The sequence below is a fragment of the Streptomyces sp. NPDC056160 genome (assembly GCF_042268205.1).
In the GTDB taxonomy this organism is placed as follows: domain Bacteria; phylum Actinomycetota; class Actinomycetes; order Streptomycetales; family Streptomycetaceae; genus Streptomyces.
The window spans coordinates 15,996-35,150 of the sequence record NZ_JBHJUW010000090.1 but is presented as its reverse complement, the minus strand read 5'-3'; the positions used below and the strand labels follow the sequence as shown (position 1 = coordinate 35,150).

General features: G+C 72.4%; 17 protein-coding genes, 1 tRNA gene and 2 pseudogenes. 9 read left to right on the top strand and 11 right to left on the bottom strand.

Annotated elements, in window-relative coordinates:
* Nucleotides 1–36: 36 nt before the first annotated feature.
* A complete protein-coding gene (locus ACFC02_RS28165; protein ID WP_376362944.1) occupies nt 37–2,565 on the bottom strand; it encodes an ABC transporter permease in 2,529 nt (842 codons plus the stop codon).
* A 128-nt stretch (nt 2,566–2,693) separates the two neighbouring features.
* On the bottom strand, nt 2,694–3,464 hold the full coding sequence (locus ACFC02_RS28160) for an ABC transporter ATP-binding protein (protein WP_376362941.1): 771 nt from the start codon (nt 3,462–3,464) through the stop codon (nt 2,694–2,696).
* A 453-nt stretch (nt 3,465–3,917) separates the two neighbouring features.
* Between ACFC02_RS28160 and ACFC02_RS28155 the strand changes: the two genes are divergently transcribed.
* From ACFC02_RS28155 to ACFC02_RS28140, 4 genes and pseudogenes are all read left to right on the top strand, one after another.
* Nucleotides 3,918–4,000 (top strand) — tRNA-Leu (locus ACFC02_RS28155).
* A gap of 113 nt (nt 4,001–4,113) precedes the next feature.
* A pseudogene (locus tag ACFC02_RS28150) lies at nt 4,114–4,182 on the top strand (FAD-dependent monooxygenase); the annotation flags it as partial.
* A 29-nt stretch (nt 4,183–4,211) separates the two neighbouring features.
* Nucleotides 4,212–4,778 (top strand): annotated as a pseudogene (locus ACFC02_RS28145) (FAD-dependent monooxygenase); the annotation flags it as partial.
* Nucleotides 4,779–4,928: 150 nt separating this feature from the next.
* Nucleotides 4,929–5,837, top strand: a complete 909-nt coding sequence (locus tag ACFC02_RS28140; RefSeq protein ID WP_376362938.1) for a Bax inhibitor-1/YccA family protein — start codon at nt 4,929–4,931, stop codon at nt 5,835–5,837.
* Nucleotides 5,838–5,965: 128 nt separating this feature from the next.
* Here the strand turns inward: ACFC02_RS28140 and ACFC02_RS28135 are convergent, their stop codons facing one another.
* Complete coding sequence (locus tag ACFC02_RS28135) at nt 5,966–6,193, bottom strand: DUF4287 domain-containing protein (protein ID WP_376362936.1); 228 nt, start codon at nt 6,191–6,193, stop codon at nt 5,966–5,968.
* 98 nt (nt 6,194–6,291) lie between these two features.
* On the opposite strand from ACFC02_RS28135, the gene ACFC02_RS28130 reads away from it, so the two are divergent.
* Entirely contained in the window at nt 6,292–6,603 is a 312-nt protein-coding gene (locus ACFC02_RS28130; protein WP_360976804.1) for a hypothetical protein, read from the top strand.
* Nucleotides 6,604–6,648: 45 nt separating this feature from the next.
* On the opposite strand, the gene ACFC02_RS28125 is transcribed toward ACFC02_RS28130, so the two are convergent.
* The 3 genes from ACFC02_RS28125 to ACFC02_RS28115 form a co-directional block, all read right to left on the bottom strand.
* Nucleotides 6,649–7,476: a hypothetical protein gene (locus ACFC02_RS28125; protein WP_376362933.1), complete on the bottom strand. Its 828-nt coding sequence runs from the start codon at nt 7,474–7,476 to the stop codon at nt 6,649–6,651.
* A 314-nt stretch (nt 7,477–7,790) separates the two neighbouring features.
* Nucleotides 7,791–9,011: an acetyl-CoA C-acetyltransferase gene (locus ACFC02_RS28120; protein WP_376362930.1), complete on the bottom strand. Its 1,221-nt coding sequence runs from the start codon at nt 9,009–9,011 to the stop codon at nt 7,791–7,793.
* A 151-nt stretch (nt 9,012–9,162) separates the two neighbouring features.
* Nucleotides 9,163–10,188 carry an SGNH/GDSL hydrolase family protein gene (locus tag ACFC02_RS28115; protein ID WP_376362927.1) on the bottom strand — a complete coding sequence of 342 codons (1,026 nt, stop codon included), beginning with the start codon at nt 10,186–10,188 and terminating at the stop codon, nt 9,163–9,165.
* A 156-nt stretch (nt 10,189–10,344) separates the two neighbouring features.
* On the opposite strand from ACFC02_RS28115, the gene ACFC02_RS28110 reads away from it, so the two are divergent.
* Entirely contained in the window at nt 10,345–11,736 is a 1,392-nt protein-coding gene (locus ACFC02_RS28110; RefSeq protein WP_376362924.1) for a cystathionine beta-synthase, read from the top strand.
* Between the two features lie 363 nt (nt 11,737–12,099).
* Here the strand turns inward: ACFC02_RS28110 and ACFC02_RS28105 are convergent, their stop codons facing one another.
* A complete protein-coding gene (locus ACFC02_RS28105; protein WP_376362952.1) occupies nt 12,100–12,525 on the bottom strand; it encodes a hypothetical protein in 426 nt (141 codons plus the stop codon).
* Between the two features lie 360 nt (nt 12,526–12,885).
* Here ACFC02_RS28105 and ACFC02_RS28100 point away from each other — a divergent pair, with 360 nt between their 5' ends.
* The gene (locus tag ACFC02_RS28100) at nt 12,886–13,728 is read left to right on the top strand and encodes a MurR/RpiR family transcriptional regulator (RefSeq protein WP_376362921.1); all 843 of its coding nucleotides are present in this window, start codon (nt 12,886–12,888) and stop codon (nt 13,726–13,728) included.
* Nucleotides 13,729–14,023: 295 nt separating this feature from the next.
* Nucleotides 14,024–14,545, top strand: coding sequence for a hypothetical protein (locus ACFC02_RS28095; RefSeq protein WP_376362949.1), 522 nt, complete (start codon nt 14,024–14,026; stop codon nt 14,543–14,545).
* 36 nt (nt 14,546–14,581) lie between these two features.
* On the opposite strand, the gene ACFC02_RS28090 is transcribed toward ACFC02_RS28095, so the two are convergent.
* The 4 genes from ACFC02_RS28090 to ACFC02_RS28075 are packed head-to-tail and all read right to left on the bottom strand — an operon-like array spanning nt 14,582 to nt 16,923.
* The gene (locus ACFC02_RS28090) at nt 14,582–14,956 is read right to left on the bottom strand and encodes a hypothetical protein (protein WP_376362918.1); all 375 of its coding nucleotides are present in this window, start codon (nt 14,954–14,956) and stop codon (nt 14,582–14,584) included.
* A 47-nt stretch (nt 14,957–15,003) separates the two neighbouring features.
* The gene (locus tag ACFC02_RS28085) at nt 15,004–15,543 is read right to left on the bottom strand and encodes a roadblock/LC7 domain-containing protein (protein ID WP_376362915.1); all 540 of its coding nucleotides are present in this window, start codon (nt 15,541–15,543) and stop codon (nt 15,004–15,006) included.
* A gap of 13 nt (nt 15,544–15,556) precedes the next feature.
* Complete coding sequence (locus ACFC02_RS28080; RefSeq protein WP_376362913.1) at nt 15,557–16,531, bottom strand: hypothetical protein; 975 nt, start codon at nt 16,529–16,531, stop codon at nt 15,557–15,559.
* The gene (locus ACFC02_RS28075) at nt 16,528–16,923 is read right to left on the bottom strand and encodes a hypothetical protein (protein WP_376362910.1); all 396 of its coding nucleotides are present in this window, start codon (nt 16,921–16,923) and stop codon (nt 16,528–16,530) included. The genes ACFC02_RS28080 and ACFC02_RS28075 overlap by 4 nt, the downstream gene beginning before the upstream one ends.
* A 565-nt stretch (nt 16,924–17,488) precedes the next feature.
* Here ACFC02_RS28075 and hutU point away from each other — a divergent pair.
* On the top strand, nt 17,489–19,153 hold the full coding sequence (gene hutU / locus ACFC02_RS28070; protein WP_376362906.1) for a urocanate hydratase: 1,665 nt from the start codon (nt 17,489–17,491) through the stop codon (nt 19,151–19,153).
* Nucleotides 19,154–19,155: the final 2 nt, after the last annotated feature.

Sequence of the window (19,155 nt, the reverse complement as noted above, 5' to 3'; positions counted from 1 at the left end):
CCCCTCGCCCATGCGTGCGGTGTCACCGCGGCCGCATCACTCCGACTTGATGGCCTGGAGCATGTTCAGGCGGGCCGCGCGGCGGGCCGGCCACAGGGCGGCCAGGACACCGACGGCCGCCGCCAGCACCAGGAAGACCGCCATCCGGCCCCAGGGCAGGATCAGTTCGTACGTCGGCATCTTGGCGCCGATCAGCTGACCGACCGCCCAGCCGAAGAACACGCCGAGGCCGATCCCGAGGACCCCGCCGAACAGGGCGATCACCAGGGACTCCAGGCGGACCATCCGCTTGATGCCCTTGCGGTCCAGGCCGATCGCGCGGAGCATCCCGATCTCCTGCGAACGCTCGAAGACCGACATCGCCAGGGTGTTGATGACCCCGAGGACCGCCACGATCACCGCCATGGCGAGCAGGCCGTAGAGCATGTTCAGCATCAGCGTGAACTCCTTCGCGATGCCGTCGGAGATGTCCTTCTTGCTCTGGACCTGGATCGCCGGGTTGGAGCCGAGCGCCTCGACCAGCTTGTCCTTGGCGGCCTCGGAGGCGCCGTGGGCCGTCTTGACCATGACCTGCATGTCGGTCGCGTCGCTCTGGTGCGGGGCGAGGGTGGCGTTGTCGAGCATGATCCCGCGCATCATCTCGTTGCCCTCGTAGACCCCGGCGACCGTGAGCTTCTGCCGGCGGCCGTCCTCGTAGTGGACGGTGAAGCCCGACCCCGCCGTCCAGTGGTGGTTCTTCGCGGTCTTGTCGTCGACCACGACCCGGGTGCCGCCGACCGTGAAGGAACCGTCCTGCACCTTCAGGTCGGTCAGCTTGCCGATGGCCGCGCCGTCGACGCCGGTCAGGTACTCGGTCTCGCCGCCGATGCGGGAGGGCGCGTTGCGCAGCGGGCTGGTCGCGGTGACGCCCTCGGCGCCGCTCAGCTTCTTGTCGACGTCCGGGGAGAGGTCGTGACCGTTGGCCATCGACACCACGTAGTCGGCGCGGATCGCGGACGACGCCATCTTGTCGATCGCCTGCTGGAGGCTGCCCGCCATCACCGTCATCCCGGTGATCAGGGTCAGCCCGATCATCAGCGCGGAGGCGGTGGCCGCCGTACGGCGCGGGTTGCGCACCGAGTTCTGCCGGGCCAGCTTGCCGGAGACGCCGAACAGGCGCAGCACCGGGGCCGCGGCGGCGATCAGCGGGCGCGACAGCAGCGGGGTCAGGATGAACACGCCGATGATCAGCAGCACCGCGCCGAGTCCCATCGGGGCCTGGGCGGAGTCGGAGTCCATCGTGGTCGCCGCGAGCACCACCGCGATGCCGGCCGCCGAGAACAGGGCGCCCAGGGTGTTGCGCAGCACCAGGGACTTGGTGGTGGCCTGGGCGTGCAGGCTGCTCATCGCCGCGACCGGCGGGATCTTCGCGGCGCGGCGGCCGGGCAGCCACGCGGCCAGCATGGTCACGAGGACGCCGACGGCGAGCGCGGCGACGATCGTGCCGGGCGTGATGACCAGCGGCCCGTCGGGCACGGTCGCCCCGAACGACCCCAGCAGCGACCTGAGCCCGGCACCGATGCCGATACCGGCCAGCAGACCCGTCACGGCGGCGACCGCGCCCACCACGAAGGCCTCGATCAGCACGGACCGGGTGACCTGGCGGCGGGAGGCGCCCACCGCGCGCATCAGCGCCAGCTCCTTGGTGCGCTGGGCGACCAGCATGGTGAACGTGTTGGCGATGATGAACGTGCCGACGAAGAGCGCGATGCCCGCGAAGACCAGCAGGCCCTGCTTCATGCTGCTCATCGACGAGGAGATCGCCTTCGCCTGGTCGTCGGCGAGCTTCTGCGCGGTGGTGGTCTCCGTCTTGCCCTTGGGCAGCGCCGCGTCCAGCTGCGCCTTCAGGGCCGCCTGACCGACGCCCGGCTTCGCCTTCACGTCGATCTCGTCGTACGTGCCCGGCTTGCCGAACAGCTTCTGGGCGGTGGCCGTGTCGAACAGGGCGAGGCTGCCGCCTGCTGTGACGTTGCCGTCGTCGGTGGTGAAGATGCCGCTGACGGTGGGGGTGAGGACCGGGCCGTCCACGGAGACGCGCACCTTGTCGCCGACCCGGTAACCGGCCCGGCGGGCGGTCTCGGAGTCGATGAGCACCTGGTCCTCGCCGTGCGGGGCGGTGCCGGAGGCCAGCGGGTAGCGGGGGTCCTTCGCGCCCGAGTAGTTGCCGCCCTCGGACTGGAAGCCGCTGCCGATCAGCTTGCCGTCCTTGTCGGCGATCGCGGTGAAGCCCTTGACCACGCCGAGCGCCGAGGCCGCGCCCGGCACCCGGGCGCTGCGCTCCAGCAGCGACTGGGTCAGGTCGGGGGCGCTGCCGACCCGGTCGCCCTCGCTGTCCTGGTACTTGGCCTCGACGGCCACGTCGACGTGGCCGAAGCCCTTGGCGGAACTGTTCTGGTAGGCGTCGGAGATGGTGTTGGTGAAGACCAGGGTCCCCGACACGAAGGCGACGCCGAGCATCACGGCGAGCACGGTCATGAGGAGCCGGGCCTTGTGCGCGAGAACGTTGCGCAAGGCGGTGCGGAACATGGGTTGTCTCAGTCCAGGTGTACGAGGTGGGGGGCGAGGCGGGGGCGGCCGGCGCGGCCTGCGGTGCCGGGCCGGCGGTCCGGCCCGGCGGTCCGGCCGGTGCGGCCCGTGGCTGCCGGGCCGGTGGTTCAGCTGGTGCGGCCCTTGGCGTCGAACTGCTTCATGCGGTCCAGGACGGCGTCCGCCGTCGGCCCGTACAACTGGTCCACGATCCGGCCGTCCGCGAGGAACACCACGCGGTCCGCGTACGCCGCCGCCACCGGGTCGTGGGTGACCATCACCACGGTCTGGCCCAGCTCGCGCACGGAGTTGCGCAGGAAGCCCAGCACCTCGGCGCCCGAGCGCGAGTCGAGGTTCCCGGTGGGCTCGTCGCCGAAGATGATGTCCGGCTTGGACGCCAGGGCCCGCGCGACGGCGACGCGCTGCTGCTGGCCGCCGGAGAGCTGCGAGGGCCGGTGGCCCAGGCGCCCGGACAGGCCCACCATGTCGATGACCCTGTCCAGCCACTGCTTGTCCGGCTTGCGGCCCGCGATGTCCATGGGCAGCGTGATGTTCTCCAGCCCCGTCAGCGTCGGCAGCAGGTTGAACGCCTGGAAGATGAACCCGATCTTGTCCCGGCGCAACTTGGTGAGCTGCTTGTCCTTCAGGGAGCCCAGCTCCGTGTCGCCGATGCGCACCGAACCGGAGGAGAAGGTGTCCAGGCCCGCCACGCAGTGCATCAGCGTGGACTTGCCGGACCCGGAGGGGCCCATGATCGCGGTGAACTCGGCCTGCGCGAAGTCGACGGAGACCCGGTCGAGGGCGACCACCTGGGTCTCGCCCTGTCCGTAGATCTTCGACAGATCCGTGGCGCGCGCGGCCACGGCGGTGGCGCGTCCGGCGATGGAAGAGGTGGTCACGGGTGGGTGCTCCTGTCGGGACGAGGACGGGTCTCGGTGCGCGGTGCTCGGTGTCCGCGGTACCCGGTTTTCCGGGACGTCTTCCATCGTTCCCGGCGATCCGGTGCGTGGAGTCAGCCGCTGTTCCGGTTCCGGGGGGCGACTCGGGTCGGACCGTGGGCGTCCGTGTCATACCTGGGGATGAGACCGGTCCCTGAGGGCGGCGCGGCCGTCTGCGCCCCGAAGCGGGAGGTCAGGAACAGGTGGAGCGTCCTTGTTCGGACGGTGAAATTCCGTCATTTCGCGTACACGGCCGCCTGCCGACCGCAAGGCTGTTGGCAAGTGCCGATGGCCTCTACCGAGTGCTGATGCACCCTCAGACGTCAATAAAATAAGACAACATCGGTCCGCCTGCCCGGTGCCCGAAGGGTGCCTCCCGATAGGCTCGGAATCTCAGCGCGGAGCCCATGGCCTGCCCGGATGGTGGAATGCAGACACGGCGAGCTTAAACCTCGCTGCCCCTCGCGGGCGTACCGGTTCAAGTCCGGTTCCGGGCACAACCGCCTCAACGGCGCCTTTCCTCCGGCCTTATCCGGAAGGCGCCGTTTTTCCTCCTGTCTCCGCCGCCTTCCACGCGGACGAATTCACGGACCCCGGAAGGAACGCCCCGATGCGCACCGCGGCCGGCATCGTCGGAGCGGGTCCGGCCGGCCTGCTTCTCGCCCGGCTGCTCCGTCGCGCGGGCATCGACTCGGTCGTCCTGGAGAGCCCGCCGGCACCGACGCCGCCACCTGGCCGGACGAGGAGATCTGGGACGAGCCGGAGCGCCGGCCGGAGACCGACGACGACTGGCGCCTCGACCGCGGGCCGATCACAGGGAAGTCGGTGACCCCCGTGCGGTCCCACGTCCACGAGCCCATGCGCCACGGCCGGCTCTTCCTCGCCGGGGACGCCGCCCGCATCGTCCCGCCGACCGGGGCCAAGGGACCGAACCTCGCCGTCGGCGACGTCGTCACCTTCGCGCGGGCGCTGGCGCACCGCGGGCGGACCGGCTCCGACGAACTGCTGGACGCCTACTCGGCGACCTGCCTGCGGCGCGTCTGGCAGGCGGAGCGGTTCAGCCACGACATGACGACGATGCTGCACCGGGCGCCGGATGCCACCGGCTTCGAGGAGCGCCTGCAACCGGCCCGGCTGGAGCGGATCGCGTCCTGCCGGGCCGCCGGGGCGGACCTCGCCGAGCCCTGCACCGGCTTCCCGCTCGGGCGGCCCCGGCCGGTGCCGGACCCCGGTGGATCTCCGTCCGATTCCGGCCGTGTCCCGGATCGGTCATGAATGGCCCCGGCCGTCGCCGGGAATCACCCGCCCGCGTAGCGTGTTCCGCAGCAGGATGAGGGAAAGATCCTTCCCAGGTAGTAGGGTCGATCCTTTGCCGTTCCATTACTCTTGAGCCAAGGCCGCGACGTGCGGCCGTGGAGGAGTGAGATGAGGAGCAGAAACCCGGTCTTCTCGCGACGGGGGTTCAGCCGCGACAACGGCTACGCGGGCTTCAACACCGCGCCGCAGGCCGGGGGCCCCGCAGTCGGCACGCAGGGCAATCCGTACGCCCAGCAGAGCGGCAACCCCTACGCGCAGAACCCTTACGCTCAGAACCCCTACGCGCAGCAGGACGTGCAGTACGGCACGCCCCCGCAGGCGCCGGCCACCGCCGGCCGGATGACGATGGACGACGTCGTCACCCGTACGGCGTCCACCCTCGGCGTGCTGGTCGTCACGGCCGCGCTCGCCTGGGCGCTGCTGCCGGTCGACGACGCCCACATCAGCCGTTCCTACGGCCTCGGGATCGGCGCCGCGCTGATCGCGATGGTGCTGGGCTTCGTGCAGTCCTTCAAGCGCAAGGCCTCGCCCGCGCTGATCCTGGCCTACGCGGCGTTCGAGGGTGTCTTCCTCGGCGTGCTCTCCAGCGTGGTCGACAACCGCATCGCGAGCGGTGCCGCGATGCAGGCCGTGATCGGCACGATGGCGGTCTTCGCCGCCGTCCTGGTCGCGTACAAGGCGGGCTGGATCCGCGTCAACCGCCGGTTCTACGGCTTCGTGATGGCCGCCGCGCTCGGCTTCGTGCTGCTGATGGTGGTCAACACACTGTTCGCCGTGTTCGGCGGCGGCGACGGCCTCGGCTTCCGCAGCGGCGGCCTCGGCATCGTCTTCGGCATCATCGGCGTGCTGCTCGGCGCCTGCTTCCTCGCCCTCGACTTCAAGCAGGTCGAGGACGGTGTCGCCTACGGCGCCCCGCGCGAGGAGGCCTGGCTCGCGGCCTTCGGCCTCACGCTGACGCTGGTGTGGATCTACATGGAGTTCCTGCGGCTCATCGCGATCCTCAACAGCAACGACTAGCGCCTCGCCCGCGCCGCAGCGGGCACGGCACGCGCGAGGGCCCCGGCTTCGGCCGGGGCCCTCGCGCACGTACGGGGTCACCGCGGGGACGGGACACGCGTACGTGTTCACCCTGATGCGCGCCAGCACTAGAGCAGTTTGCGCGCCGCCCTCCTCAGGTCGTACTCGTGGATGATCGCCTTCGCGTGGCCGTAGGCGAGGTCGTGCTCCTGACGGAGCCAGCTGAGCCGTTCCTCGAAGCAGAGGGCGGGGCCTTCTTCGACGGTGCGCAGCCAGTCGGACAGCTCACGACCGGTGCACTGGGGGATGCGGGCGAGCAGGTTGCGGTGGGTCTCTTCGGAGAAGACTTGGGACATCGGCGCCTCCGGACGCTATCGAAGCCGGTCCTTCACGTCACCGTGCCTGAGCGTGCGCGCGTTGGCAACAGTCCGGGTGCGGCGCGTAGTCTCGCGGCGTGGTGGACACGACATCTCTGACCCGGGCAGTGGATCACTTCGCCGACCGTCTGAGGGCGGCGCCGCAGAGCCGGCTGCAGCGGGCGGGCGCCGCCGAGGCGCTGGGACTGGCCAGGGAGTTCGCCCGGCGGGCGCAACTGCTGGAGGACCCCGGGGCCGAGCCGCGCCAGATGCCCGACGCCGGGATGTTCGCGGCGGCGGACCAGGTGACCGTCGCCGGACACGATCTGGCGCTCGTCCTCACGAGCGAGGCCGAGGTCGAGGAGGCGGTGCGCCTGGTGGAGGAGGCGCAGAAACGCGCGGGCGTGTGAACACCCGCGCGAGGCCGGCGGCGCGGCCGGCGGCAGGCCGGCCGGTCACAGCGAGGCGATGACCCGGTCCGCCAGGATGTACACGTTCTCCTCGCCGCAGGCGAAGGTCAGGGTGTAGGCGCCGGACACGCCCGAGCCGCCGAGCAGGACCGGGGACTCGCCCGCCCGCAGGGCCGCGGCCAGCCGCTCCGCGGTCTCGCGGTGGCCCGGGGTCATGCACAGCGTCGTACCGTCGGCGAAGACGTAGACGTCGAGGGTGCCCAGCGGGCCCGGGCGGACGTCGGCCAGCTCCACCCGGGAGTCGGCCAGCTCCTCCAGCGTGGCGACGGTGCGCTCGTGGTCGCCGACGACCGGGGACGGGTGCGGGGTGAAGTCCGGGTGCGAGGGGTGGCGGCGGCGGGCCGCGGCCAGCTCCGGGGAGTCGCCCGTGACGCCCGCCGCGGCGTCCTTGCCGGACAGGCCGGAGAACTCGTCGGCCTCCCCGCCGGACTCGGTCACCGGCTCCAGGAACTCCAGGCCGGCCAGATCGGCCTGGCGCGGCAGGAACAGCTCACTGTCGGGCAGCCCGAGCAGGGACGGGGTGTCGGCGGCGTCGCGGGCCTCCTGGGCGGCCCAGAAGGCGCGTGCCTCGGCCAGTTCCCGCTCCCGCTCCTCCGCGAGCGCCTGGACCACGGCGCCGCGTATCTGCTCGGTGTCCGTTCGGCTGCGGGCCGCGGGCAGGAGGGCGCGCGCGGTGGCGGCGTGGTTCTCCGCGAGCTGGTTCTGCAGTGCGGTCACCTGGCGGCGCAGGGCGAACAGGGTGCGCAGGACGGCGACGCCCACGGCGCCGGTGGCGGCCGTGGTGAGCAGCAGGGCGATGGGCATGGCGCTCACTGACGTACTCCCGGGTTCATGGTCGACCCCCGACTTCCTACATCAGCTTGAAGGGCGGACTATCTAGCTGTCAGTGCGTAACGTCACGAAACGGACAGGAATGTGGCGCGCGGGACGCTTGAGCCGCCTGAGGGGCCATCGCTGACCTGCGGAGATCTCCTCCCCGAGGGAGATAGGTCACACTCTGGGGGAGATTGGATCACAGAACGGCCCGGATTCCGGGAGTTTTCCGGATTCCGGGCCGTTTGCTCACGGTCGGTGCTATGGCAGCCACTGACGGTGCATCAAGGGGCGTTGCGGGAGGGGCGTGAGGGTCAGCTGAGGCGTTCGACGACCATCGCCATGCCCTGGCCGCCGCCGACGCACATCGTCTCCAGGCCGAACTGCTTGTCGTGGAACTGCAGCGAGTTGATCAGCGTGCCGGTGATGCGGGCGCCGGTCATGCCGAAGGGGTGGCCGACCGCGATGGCGCCGCCGTTGACGTTGAGCTTGTCGAGGTCGATGCCGAGGTCGCGGTAGGAGGGGATCACCTGGGCGGCGAACGCCTCGTTGATCTCGACCAGGTCGATGTCGTCGATGGTCAGGCCGGCCCGCTTCAGCGCCTGCTTGCTGGCCTCGACCGGGCCGAGGCCCATGATCTCCGGGGACAGGCCGGACACGCCCGTGGAGACGATCCGGGCGAGCGGGGTCAGGCCCAGCTCGCGGGCCTTGGTGTCGGACATGATGACGAGCGCGGCGGCGCCGTCGTTGAGCGGGCAGCAGTTGCCGGCGGTGACCAGGCCGTCGGGGCGGAAGACCGGCTTGAGGCCGGCCACGCCCTCCATGGTGACCCCGGCGCGCGGGCCGTCGTCCTTGCCGACGACCGTGCCGTCGGGCAGCGTCACCGGGGTGATCTCCCGCTCCCAGAAGCCGTTCTTGATGGCCTCCTCGGCGAGGTTCTGCGAGCGGACGCCGAACTCGTCCATGTCCTGGCGGGTGATGCCCTTGAGGCGGGCCAGGTTCTCGGCGGTCTGGCCCATCGCGATGTAGGCGTCCGGGAGCAGGCCGTCCTCGCGCGGGTCGTGCCAGGTGGAGCCCTCGGACCGGGCCACGGCGGCGGTGCGGGCCTCGGCCTCGGCGAAGAGCGGGTTGTGCGTGTCCGGGAGCCCGTCGGAGCTGCCCTTGCCGAAGCGGGAGACCATCTCGACACCGGCCGAGACGAACACGTCGCCCTCGCCCGCCTTGATGGCGTGCAGCGCCATGCGGGAGGTCTGCAGCGAGGAGGAGCAGTACCGGGTGATCGTGCAGCCGGGCAGGTGGTCCATGCCCATCTGCACGGCGACGATCCGGCCGAGGTTGTGGCCCTGCTCGCCGCCGGGCAGACCGCAGCCGAGCATCAGGTCGTCGATGTCCCGCGGGTCCAGCTCGGGGATCTTGGCGAGCGCCGTCTGGACGATCGTCGCGGTCAGGTCGTCGGGGCGCAGGTCCTTGAGGGACCCCTTGCCGGCGCGGCCGATGGGGGAGCGGGCGGTCGAGACGATGACGGCTTCGGGCATCACGGCTCCACGGGAGGGGAGTGGACGAGCAGGGCTGGATGGGAAGTTACCCGTACGTATGGTCCTGGTCACGGGTATGGCGGTGTGACCCTGACCGCAGTTTTCTAAGCGCTTGCTTTGCCGGTGGGAGTGCCTCTCCGTGACGACCCGGTCACGCGGACGGGGTGACCTGGGACGGCTGGGGTTCGGGGACCCGCCGGCGGCGGCGTCGTTTGAGGAGGGCCCAGGGGCCCCGGGGGCCGGTGGGCATCACAGCGGTGACCTCCGTACCGGCCTCGGAGGCCGCCTCCGCGGCCGCCCGGGCCACCGGCAGGAACCCCTCGCGGCGCGATACGTCCGGGCGCTCCTCCTCCGCCGGCCACAGTTCCAGTGCCGCGCACACCGTCGGCAGGACCGCCATCGCCGCCGTGGCGTACCCCTCGGCGGACGGGTGGTAGTTGTCGGGGCCGAACAGCTCCCGCGGGTTGGCCGCGAACTCCGGGCCCAGCAGGTCGCCCAGGGACACGGTGCGACCCCCCTGCTCCACCACCCCGATCGTCTGCGCCGCGGCCAGCTGCCGTGAGGCCCGGCGGGCCAGCCAGCGCAGCGGCTGCTGCACCGGCTCGATCGTGCCCAGGTCGGGACAGGTGCCGACCACCACCTCCGCGCCGGCCGTACGCAGCCGCCGTACCGCCGCCGACAGGTGGCGCACCGAACGCGTGGGCGGCATCCGGTGGGTGACGTCGTTCGCCCCGATCATGATCACGCAGATGTCCGGCACGTCGGCCGGGTGGGCGAGCACCAGCGCCACCTGGCGGTCCAGGTCGTCGGACCGGGCACCGGGCACCGCCACGTTGCGCAGCCGCACCGGACGCTCGGCCACCGCCGCGAGCCCGGACGCCAGCAGCGCGCCCGGTGTCTGCCCGGCCCGGTGGACGCCCTGCCCCGCGGCAGTGGAGTCACCGAGCATGGTCAGCCGCAGCGGCGGTTCGCCGGGAGCGTCGTACACATGTCCGTACAGCCCGGCCGCGACCGGTACGTGGTTGTCCGTGCCGTTGCCCACGTGGCGCCGGGCCATCTGCACCTCGGCCACCAGCAGCCCCAGGGTGGCGGCCCCGACCAGTCCGAGCCCCCCGCCGCCGTACGCCGCGCCGGCCGCGATCCGCCGGGCCGCCCTCGCCCTCGACATGCTCGTCATGCCGCCGCCACCTCCCGCATAGCCTCACCCACTCCTTGCCCCGTACCGACCGTCGCCCAATCTCGACAGGGAGTGAACGCCCGCCCCGCGCGGACCGCTGGCCTTAGGCTGGCCGAACCACCACGACCACACCTTTTGCAGCAACCGGAGACAACGGTGCAAATCCACGACTCGATGATCAGCCTCGTCGGCAACACGCCGCTGGTGCGGCTCAACAGCGTCACCAGGGGCATCAAGGCGACCGTCCTGGCCAAGGTCGAGTACTTCAACCCGGGCGGCTCCGTGAAGGACCGCATCGCCCTGCGCATGATCGAGGCGGCCGAGAAGAGCGGCGAGCTGAAGCCGGGCGGCACGATCGTCGAGCCGACCAGCGGGAACACCGGTGTCGGCCTGGCCATCGTGGCCCAGCAGAAGGGCTACAAGTGCATCTTCGTGTGCCCGGACAAGGTCTCCACCGACAAGATCAACGTGCTGCGCGCGTACGGCGCGGAGGTCGTGGTGTGCCCGACGGCGGTGGCGCCCGAGCACCCGGACTCCTACTACAACGTCTCCGACCGTCTCGTCCGTGAGACGCCCGGCGCCTGGAAGCCCGACCAGTACTCCAACCCGAACAACCCCCTCTCGCACTATCACTCCACCGGCCCCGAGCTGTGGGAGCAGACGGAGGGGCGGATCACCCACTTCGTGGCGGGCGTCGGCACCGGCGGCACCATCTCCGGCACCGGCCGCTACCTGAAGGACGCCAGCGACGGCCGGGTCAAGGTCGTCGGTGCCGACCCCGAGGGCTCGGTGTACTCCGGCGGCTCCGGGCGGCCGTACCTCGTCGAGGGCGTCGGCGAGGACTTCTGGCCCACCGCCTACGACCGGGACGTCGCCGACGAGATCGTGGCCGTCTCCGACAAGGACTCCTTCCAGATGACCCGCCGCCTGGCCAAGGAGGAGGGCCTCCTGGTCGGCGGCTCCTGCGGCATGGCGGTCGTGGCGGCGCTGGAGGTGGCAGAGCGGCTCGGCCCGGACGACGTCGTCGTGGTGCTGCTGCCCGACAGCGGGCGCGGCTACCTCTCGAAGATCTTCAACGACGAGTGGATGGCCGACTACGGCTTCCTGGAGGACGAGGGCCCGAGCGCCCGCGTCGGTGACGTGCTCAGCGACAAGGAGGGCGGTTCCATCCCCTCCCTCGTGCACATGCACCCGGACGAGACCGTCGGCCAGGCCATCGAGGTGCTGCGCGAGTACGGCGTCTCGCAGATGCCCATCGTGAAGCCGGGCGCCGGTCACCCCGACGTCATGGCCGCCGAGGTGGTCGGCTCCGTCGTCGAACGCGAGCTGCTGGACGCGCTGTTCACCAAGCGCGCCTCCCTGGAGGACCCGCTGGAGAAGCACCTGTGCGCCCCGCTGCCGCAGGTCGGCTCCGGCGAGCCGGTCGCCGACCTCATGTCGGTGCTCGGCACGGCCGACGCGGCGATCGTCCTGGTGGAGGGCAAGCCGACCGGCGTGGTCAGCCGGCAGGACCTGCTGGCCTTCCTCGCGAAGGGCGGGAAGCAGTAGCGAACGCCCGCCGACCGGCGGGCGGCTGCGAAGAACGCGCGGTGACCTCCGCCCGAGGCGCGGTCGCGCAAGCGCTACGCGCGTGTCATGTGCCCGCAGCACCCGCTTAACACGCGTCCGGAACAGTGGTGGGTGCCGGCGGGGAGGCGGACCCACCGCCCGGGCGTGACGACGCGCTCCGGGAGGATACGTCCTCCGGGCCGGCGACCCGATACGGCGTCAAGGACCTCCGGAGCGGCTCCCGGACCTCCATGGACGCCCAGGGCGCAGGGCCCGGCCTGACCCGGCCCGCGCCCCTCGCGGGGACCGCCGTCGTCCCGCCCCCCGGTGCCGGGGGTGCGGCGGTCCCCGCGCACCTTCGGGTCAGTCGTCCCAGTCGTCGCTCCCGGAGGAGCGGCGGCGCCGGGCGAAGAGGCCCGGGTTGGTGCGGGCGGCCTGGACGGCGTTGACGCCGACGATCCCGGCCCAGGCGACGATGAGCCCGGGCAGGTGAGCGGTGCCGGCGCCGATGGCGGAGAGCGGCACGGCCAGCACGAGCGAGACGATGCCGAAGCCGAAGCGCTCGCCGAAGGAGTCGGTGGCCCGGGGCGACCGGGCGCTGCGGGTCGCCGTCATCTGCTGCTCGGCCGTCTGACGCCGCAGCCGCCGCTCGACGGCGCCGTCGATGCGCTGGTCGACCTTCTCCAGGAACGATTCGACCAGCTCGGACTCGTACTCCGGGCCCAGTTCCCTGCGGGCCTGCAGGGTGGCGTCGAGTTCCTTCTTCAGGTCGGCGTCGCGCGCGTCCATTCCCGTCATGCGCTCCAGGCTAGGGAGCCCGCCCGCCCGCCGCACTGGGGCTAGCCCCCCTGCTCGCCGGGGGCCGGCCGCCGTCGGCGTCGCCCGTGCTGCGGCTGCGGCAAGAACGCCGACGGCGGTGGCCGTCACAACGGCCCCGGGTGGGGGCCGGACCGCGGTCGCAGGGGTCGCGCGCTCCGCGTCCGTTCACGATTAGCACACGATCGATCACATTCCGTGCAGATTGGGCGACCCTTGGTCGTTCCCTTGCCGGGACTGTATGACCTCATGCAGAGTTCTTGGTGTCTGAATAGGAACTGGTCGGGGAGTACTCTCCCGGGGCGTCGACGACTTCTGGAGGGGGAGCACGGCATGAGCGTGACCGACAGCCCTGCCGCACGGCTGCAGGCGCTCTTCGAGGGGCACCGGCTCACGCCGACCCAGCGGCGCATCGCGCACAGCATGGTCCGGCGCGCCGCCGAGGTGCCGTTCCTGTCCAGCGTGGAGCTGGCCGAACTCGCCGGGGTCAGCCAGCCGTCGGTCACCCGCTTCGCGGTCGCCCTCGGCTTCGACGGCTACCCGGCCCTGCGCCGGCACCTGCGCGAGGTCGCGCCCGCCGAACCGGCGGACCGCCCCGTCTCGGCCAACGAGTACCAGCAGGCCGTCGAGGCGGAGATCGAGAACCTGCGGCACCTGGTCGAGGCGCTCGCCGATCCCGGGCCGGTGCGGGAGGCGGGCCGCCTCCTCGCCGCCTCGCGTCCGCTGCCCGTCCTCGGGCTGCGGGCCGCGGCCTCCCAGGCCTACGGCTTCGCGTACTTCGCCCGCAAGGTCCACCCGGACGTACGGCTGCTCGACGAGGGCGGCACGATGATCCAGGACCGTATCGACGGCGCCGTACGGGCCGGGGCGTCGGCGCTGCTCTGCTTCGCGCTGCCGCGCCACCCGCGGGAGGTGGTGGACACCCTCGCCTACGCCAAGGAGGCCGGCCTGGCCGTCGTCACCGTCGCGGACTCGGCGTTCGCGCCGGTCGCCCGCCACTCCGACCTGCTGCTGCCCGCGGCCGTCGGCACCGGACTCGCCTTCGACACCGCCTGCGCGCCGATGCTGCTGGGCCGGGTGCTCCTCGAGGCCATGTGCGACGACCTGCCCGACGCGCAGGCACGGCTGGAGGAGTTCGACGTGAAGGCGGCGGCGCGCGGCCTCTTCGAGGACTGAGAGACCCCGGGGGACTGAGCGCCCCGAGTGCCGAATGGCCCGGGTGACCGAGTGGGCCGGGTGGCTGGGTGGCCCGAGAGGGCTGAGGGGCTCTGCGTCCGGGAGGGCCGGGGGCCCAGAGGTCTCGCCGCTGCTCTCAGACTCGTCTCACGAACGCTCGCTAGCCTCCCGCCCGGACTGATTCGAGTGTGCCGGGGCGAGAAGGAGGCAGCACGTGGCACGCGGAACGCGCGGGGACCGTGGAGGTCGGGGACTGGCCCGGGTGGCCGTCGTCGTACGGGCCGGGGCGGCACCGATGTGGTGGCTCGGGGTGGTCGCGGCGGCGGCCGGAGCGGTGCCGCCGGGGCTGACCGGGCGGCGGATCGGGGTGCTGTCGGGGGCCGCGCTGCTCCTCGTGAGCGCGGCCGTCGTGGTCCTCGTCCGGCGCCGCCGCTACACCGCGCTCGCCCACGGCGCCGCCCGCGCCGGACGGCACGACGTGCTCCAGGACCGGGCGGTCACCGCCCGCGCCTGGCGCCGGGGGCACCGGTGGTGGCTGCTGCTGGCGTTCGCTGCGGCGCTGGGCAGCTCCTTCGCCCTGCCGGCGGCCGGCGGCATGCTGCTGGCGGGCGCCGGGATCGGGCTGCGGCTCAAGGCCGCCTGGCTCGGGCGGCGCGAGCGGGCCGGGGACGCGCTGCTGTGGGTGCGCGTGGACTGGCTCGGCCCCGACGGCGGGCGCCCCGCGGGCAAGGCGGTCAAGGGGTACCGCAGCACGGGCACCGCGGCGGGCGACGCGGCCCCCGGAGGTGCCCGCCGCCGCACCGCGGCCCTCGTCTAGGAAGCCCGGCGGCAGGCCGGCACGGCGCCGTACGGCTCAGACCTCCAGGTCCTCCTCGATCCGCTTCAACTGGTGGCGGGCCATCGCCAGGTTGGCCCGCTTGGCGTCCAGCACCAGGTAGAGGAAGAGGCCGTTGCCGCCGCGCCCGGCGATCAGACGGATCACGTGGTACTGGTCGCTCAGGGTGATCAGGATGTCCTCGATCTGCCCCTTGAGGCCGAGGTGTTCCATGGTGCGCATCTTGGCCCGTACGACGTCGGTGTTGCCGGCGGCGGCGACGTTCAGGTCGAAGGTCTTGCTGCCGCCCATCGTGCCCAGCGCCATGCCGCTGGTGTAGTCGACGAGCGCGACCCCGGTGGCGCCCTCGATGGAGGCGAGCGCTTCCTTCAGGCAGGTCTCGGTGTTGGCCATGGCCGGTCTCTCTTTCTGCTGTCTGCTGTCTGCTTCTGTTTCTTCTGTCAGCTGTCGGTGGTGCTTCCGGTGGTGCTTTCCGTGATGTTTCCGGTGGTGCTTTCTGTGGTGTTTTCGGTGGTGCGGGTGGCGCGTGGGGTCCTGGTCCGCAGGACGGGGGCCCTCGCGGGCGGTTTCGCTGGTCCGGCCGGGGCCCCGGCGGGGCCGCCCGCCGCCATCGCGGCGTCGACCAGTTCACCGATGCGCGTCCCGGCCCGGCGGCCTTCCAGGTGCAGGCGGCCGACGTTGGCGCGGTCCTCGGCGAGCAGCGTCAGCACGGCGCCGCGGCCCGCCGCGTAGGTGGCGACGTAACCGTGCACACCCCGTACGAGCAGTTCGCGCAGTGCGCCGCGGCCGGTCAGGTCCGCCATGCGCACGGCCACGCCGAGCGCGGTCGCGGTGAGGGCGGCCAGGCCCTCCGGTTCCACGCCCGGAGTGTCGTGGGCCAGGACGAGGCCGTCGACGCTCGCGGCGAGTGCGCCGGTGAGCTGCGGGACGCGGGCTCGCAGCCGCTGCAGTTCCGCCAGGATCTCGGGCTCGGCTGCCATCCGGTGTCTCCTCTCAAAGGGCCTCCAGCGCATCCCTGAGCCTCTTCAGCAGCGTGATGTGGGGGTCGACGGCGACTACCGGCCGGGTGGGACCGGTGGTTGTCACGTCGGTGGGCGTCGTGGCGCTGGTCGTCGTGCCGGTGTCCGCGGGGGCCACGGGCATCGGTCCGGTGTACGCCGGTCCGGTCGGGGTCGGTCCGGGCCGCGTCCGCTCGGCGTACGCGGCCGGTGGGCCGGGCGGGGGGCCCGGCTGCTGCTGGGGCGCGACCAGGCCCGCGGCGACCAGGCGCCGCACGTCGACCAGGGTGTGGAACGCCTGCCGCCCCAGCTCCCGGGCCAGATCCGTGGCGGTGCGGGTGCCGTCGACCCGGTCCAGCAGGGCCTGCTGGCGAGCGGTGAGTCGCGGGGCGGCGGTGGCGGGCGTCCGCAGCAGCGGAGCGCTGTCCGGCCGGGCGTCGGGCCAGACGCGCTCCAGCAGGGTGCGCCGGCGCGCGGTCTCGTGTTCCAGGGCCGCGACCGCGACCGTCGGGACGGCGCGGGGCCGGTGCGCGGTGCCGTAGCGGAAACGGCCCGGAGTGCTGCTCGGCGCGAGGACGAAGTAGGCGGCGTCGTAGAGCGCGCCGAGGTGGCACAGGTGCAGTGCGCCCTCGGGCAGGCGGCCGTCGGCCAGCAGGAGCCGCGCGGCGCCGGGGAGGCCGCCGGCCCGTGAGAGGGCGTCATGCCAGACCTCCGGGCGCAGCGTGCCGTGCGCGGTGAGCAGGACGTCCAGGCCCGGGGCCAATGGGCTCTCGGCGTACGTCACGCGGCCCTCGTCGAGGTGGAGCGTGCCGCGTTCGCGGACGAGGAGGCCGGTGGCACGCTCGGCGGCGAGGCGGGTCAGCATCGGCGAGACGCCGCCCCAGGCACTCTCGGTGTCGGCCTTGTCCCGCACCGGCAGCGGGGGCGGGGAGGAGGGCGGGGGTGGTGCGGGGGTGTCGACCACGGTCATCCCAGCACCAGCCGCTCGGCCATCTCGCCCAGGCGTATGCGGGCCAGGGCGAGGTTGCCTTCCGCACGGGTCAGCCACAGGTGCAGGAACACGCTGCTGTCGAAGCCGGTGTCCACGAAGCGCAGCAGGTGGTAGCTGTCCCGGTTGCTGACGATCAGGTCCTCGACCGGGGGGCGCTCATCGCCGTCCGGGCCTTCGGCGGCGGCGAACGCGCCGTGTTCCGCCGCCAGCCGGGCCAGTTCTGCGGCTTCCGCCGCGGTGCTCTCGTGGTCGCCGCCCGGGGGCTCGCCGACGGCGCCCAGGGCCAGCCCGCTCGTCCAGTCGACCAGCGCGGCGCCCCGCGCGCCGGGCAGCCGCATGGCTTCCAGTAGGCACTCGTCGATTCCGGGCACGGTCGTTCCCCTCCCGCCTGGGGGTTTCGGCTGAGTGATGCCGACGCTACGCAGGGTGTGCGGGGGTCATGGGGGTTACGGCATTTTCCGGTGGAACATGCGCCCGACGAACTAATGTGGGTCGGCTGACCCCCAGGGGTGACGCACCGCTCGTTCCCCGGGACGAGTCACCGCAGGTCCCCCAGGGGTGAGCCCGCCGAGCGTCCCCCGGGGGTGAGCCACCGGACCTCCGGCGCGTCCACGGCGCACACCGCGAAGGACACGGCCTTCCTGGCCGCCGCGCCCGCACCCCCGCCTCCACGGCGCGCACCGCGAAGAACGCGGCCCTCCCGGACACCGCGCACGCACCCCCGCCCTCACCTGTGCCCCCTCCCTCACCCACGCCTCCGTCCACCCCTTTGCCCCGCCCTCGCCCCAGCTCCCGCCCTCGCCCCAGCCCCCGTCCTGTCTCCGATCCCGCGCGCCCGTGTCGCCCCGGCCACGTATTGACTAGCTCTATTCATCAGTCCAGGATGTGAATAGAAGCCGTAACGATCCCTCGGGAGCAACCGCCAGGAGGCAGCCCATGTCAGGACCCCGCCCTGTTCGAGCACCGCGCGGTACGGAACTGAGCGCCCTGGGATGGCAGCAGGAGGCCGCCCTGCGGATGCTGCAGAACAACCTGGACCCCGAGGTCGCCGAGCACCCCGACAAGCTCGTCGTCTACGGCGGCACCGGCAAGGCCGCCCGCGACTGGCGCTCCTTCGACGCCATGGTCCGCACCCTGCGGACCCTCAAGGCCGACGAGACCATGCTCGTCCAGTCCGGCCGCCCCGTCGGCGTCATGCAGACCCACGAGTGGGCCCCGCGCGTCCTCCTCGCCAACTCCAACCTCGTCGGCGACTGGGCCAACTGGGAGGAGTTCCGCCGCCTGGAGGCCCTCGGCCTGACCATGTACGGCCAGATGACCGCCGGCTCCTGGATCTACATCGGCACCCAGGGCATCCTCCAGGGCACCTACGAGACCTTCGCCGCCGTCGCCGCGAAGAAGTTCGGCGGCACCCTCGCCGGGACGATCACCCTGACCGCCGGCCTCGGCGGCATGGGCGGCGCCCAGCCGCTCGCCGTGACGATGAACGACGGCGTGGCGATCTGCATCGACTGCGACCCGCGCGCCATCGACCGCCGCATCGAGCACCGCTACCTCGACGTGCGGGCCGACTCCCTCGACCACGCCCTCCAGCTCGCCACCGAGGCGCGCGACCAGCGCAGGCCGCTGTCCATCGGCGTCCTCGGCAACGCCGCCGAACTGGTCCCGCAGCTCCTCGCCATGAGCGCGCCCATCGACATCGTCACCGACCAGACGTCCGCCCACGACCCGCTGGCCTACCTGCCGGTCGGCGTCGACTTCGCGGACATGGCCGACGCCGCCGCCAAGGACCCGGCCGGCTTCACGACCCGGGCCCGGGAGTCCATGGCCCGGCACGTCGAGGCGATGGTCGGCTTCCAGGACGCCGGAGCCGAGGTCTTCGACTACGGCAACTCCATCCGCGGCGAGGCCCAACTGGCCGGGTACGAGCGTGCGTTCGCCTTCCCCGGTTTCGTCCCCGCCTACATCCGGCCGCTGTTCTGCGAGGGCAAGGGCCCCTTCCGCTGGGCCGCGCTGTCCGGCGAGGCGTCCGACATCGCCAAGACCGACAAGGCGATCCTCGACCTCTTCCCGGAGAACGAGTCCCTGGCCCGCTGGATCAAGCTGGCCGGCGAGCGCGTCCACTTCCAGGGCCTGCCCGCGCGCATCTGCTGGCTCGGCTACGGCGAGCGCGACAAGGCCGGGGAGCGCTTCAACGACATGGTCGCGAGCGGTGAACTCCAGGCACCGATCGTCATCGGCCGCGACCACCTCGACTGCGGCTCCGTCGCCTCCCCGTACCGCGAGACCGAGGCCATGCTCGACGGCTCCGACGCGATCGCCGACTGGCCGCTGCTGAACGCCATGGTGAACGTGGCCTCCGGCGCGTCCTGGGTCTCGCTGCACCACGGCGGCGGGGTCGGCATGGGGCGGTCCATCCACGCCGGTCAGGTGACGGTCGCCGACGGCACGGCACTGGCGGGCGAGAAGATCCGCCGGGTGCTGACCAACGACCCCGGCATGGGTGTCATCCGGCACGTGGACGCCGGGTACGACATCGCCGAGTCGGTGGCCACCGAGCGGGGCGTGCGCGTGCCGATGCGCGAGGGTGAGGGCGCGTGACC

Coding starts and splice junctions, on each gene's coding strand:
- ACFC02_RS28165 (WP_376362944.1), bottom strand. CDS start 2,565: ATGTTCCGCACCGCCTTGCGCAACGTTCTCGCGCACAAGGCCCGGCTC.
- ACFC02_RS28140 (WP_376362938.1), top strand. CDS start 4,929: ATGAGGAGCAGAAACCCGGTCTTCTCGCGACGGGGGTTCAGCCGCGAC.
- ACFC02_RS28135 (WP_376362936.1), bottom strand. CDS start 6,193: ATGTCCCAAGTCTTCTCCGAAGAGACCCACCGCAACCTGCTCGCCCGC.
- ACFC02_RS28120 (WP_376362930.1), bottom strand. CDS start 9,011: ATGCCCGAAGCCGTCATCGTCTCGACCGCCCGCTCCCCCATCGGCCGC.
- ACFC02_RS28115 (WP_376362927.1), bottom strand. CDS start 10,188: ATGACGAGCATGTCGAGGGCGAGGGCGGCCCGGCGGATCGCGGCCGGC.
- ACFC02_RS28105 (WP_376362952.1), bottom strand. CDS start 12,525: ATGGACGCGCGCGACGCCGACCTGAAGAAGGAACTCGACGCCACCCTG.
- ACFC02_RS28100 (WP_376362921.1), top strand. CDS start 12,886: ATGAGCGTGACCGACAGCCCTGCCGCACGGCTGCAGGCGCTCTTCGAG.
- ACFC02_RS28095 (WP_376362949.1), top strand. CDS start 14,024: ATGTGGTGGCTCGGGGTGGTCGCGGCGGCGGCCGGAGCGGTGCCGCCG.
- ACFC02_RS28090 (WP_376362918.1), bottom strand. CDS start 14,956: ATGGCCAACACCGAGACCTGCCTGAAGGAAGCGCTCGCCTCCATCGAG.
- ACFC02_RS28085 (WP_376362915.1), bottom strand. CDS start 15,543: ATGGCAGCCGAGCCCGAGATCCTGGCGGAACTGCAGCGGCTGCGAGCC.
- ACFC02_RS28080 (WP_376362913.1), bottom strand. CDS start 16,531: ATGACCGTGGTCGACACCCCCGCACCACCCCCGCCCTCCTCCCCGCCC.
- hutU (WP_376362906.1), top strand. CDS start 17,489: ATGTCAGGACCCCGCCCTGTTCGAGCACCGCGCGGTACGGAACTGAGC.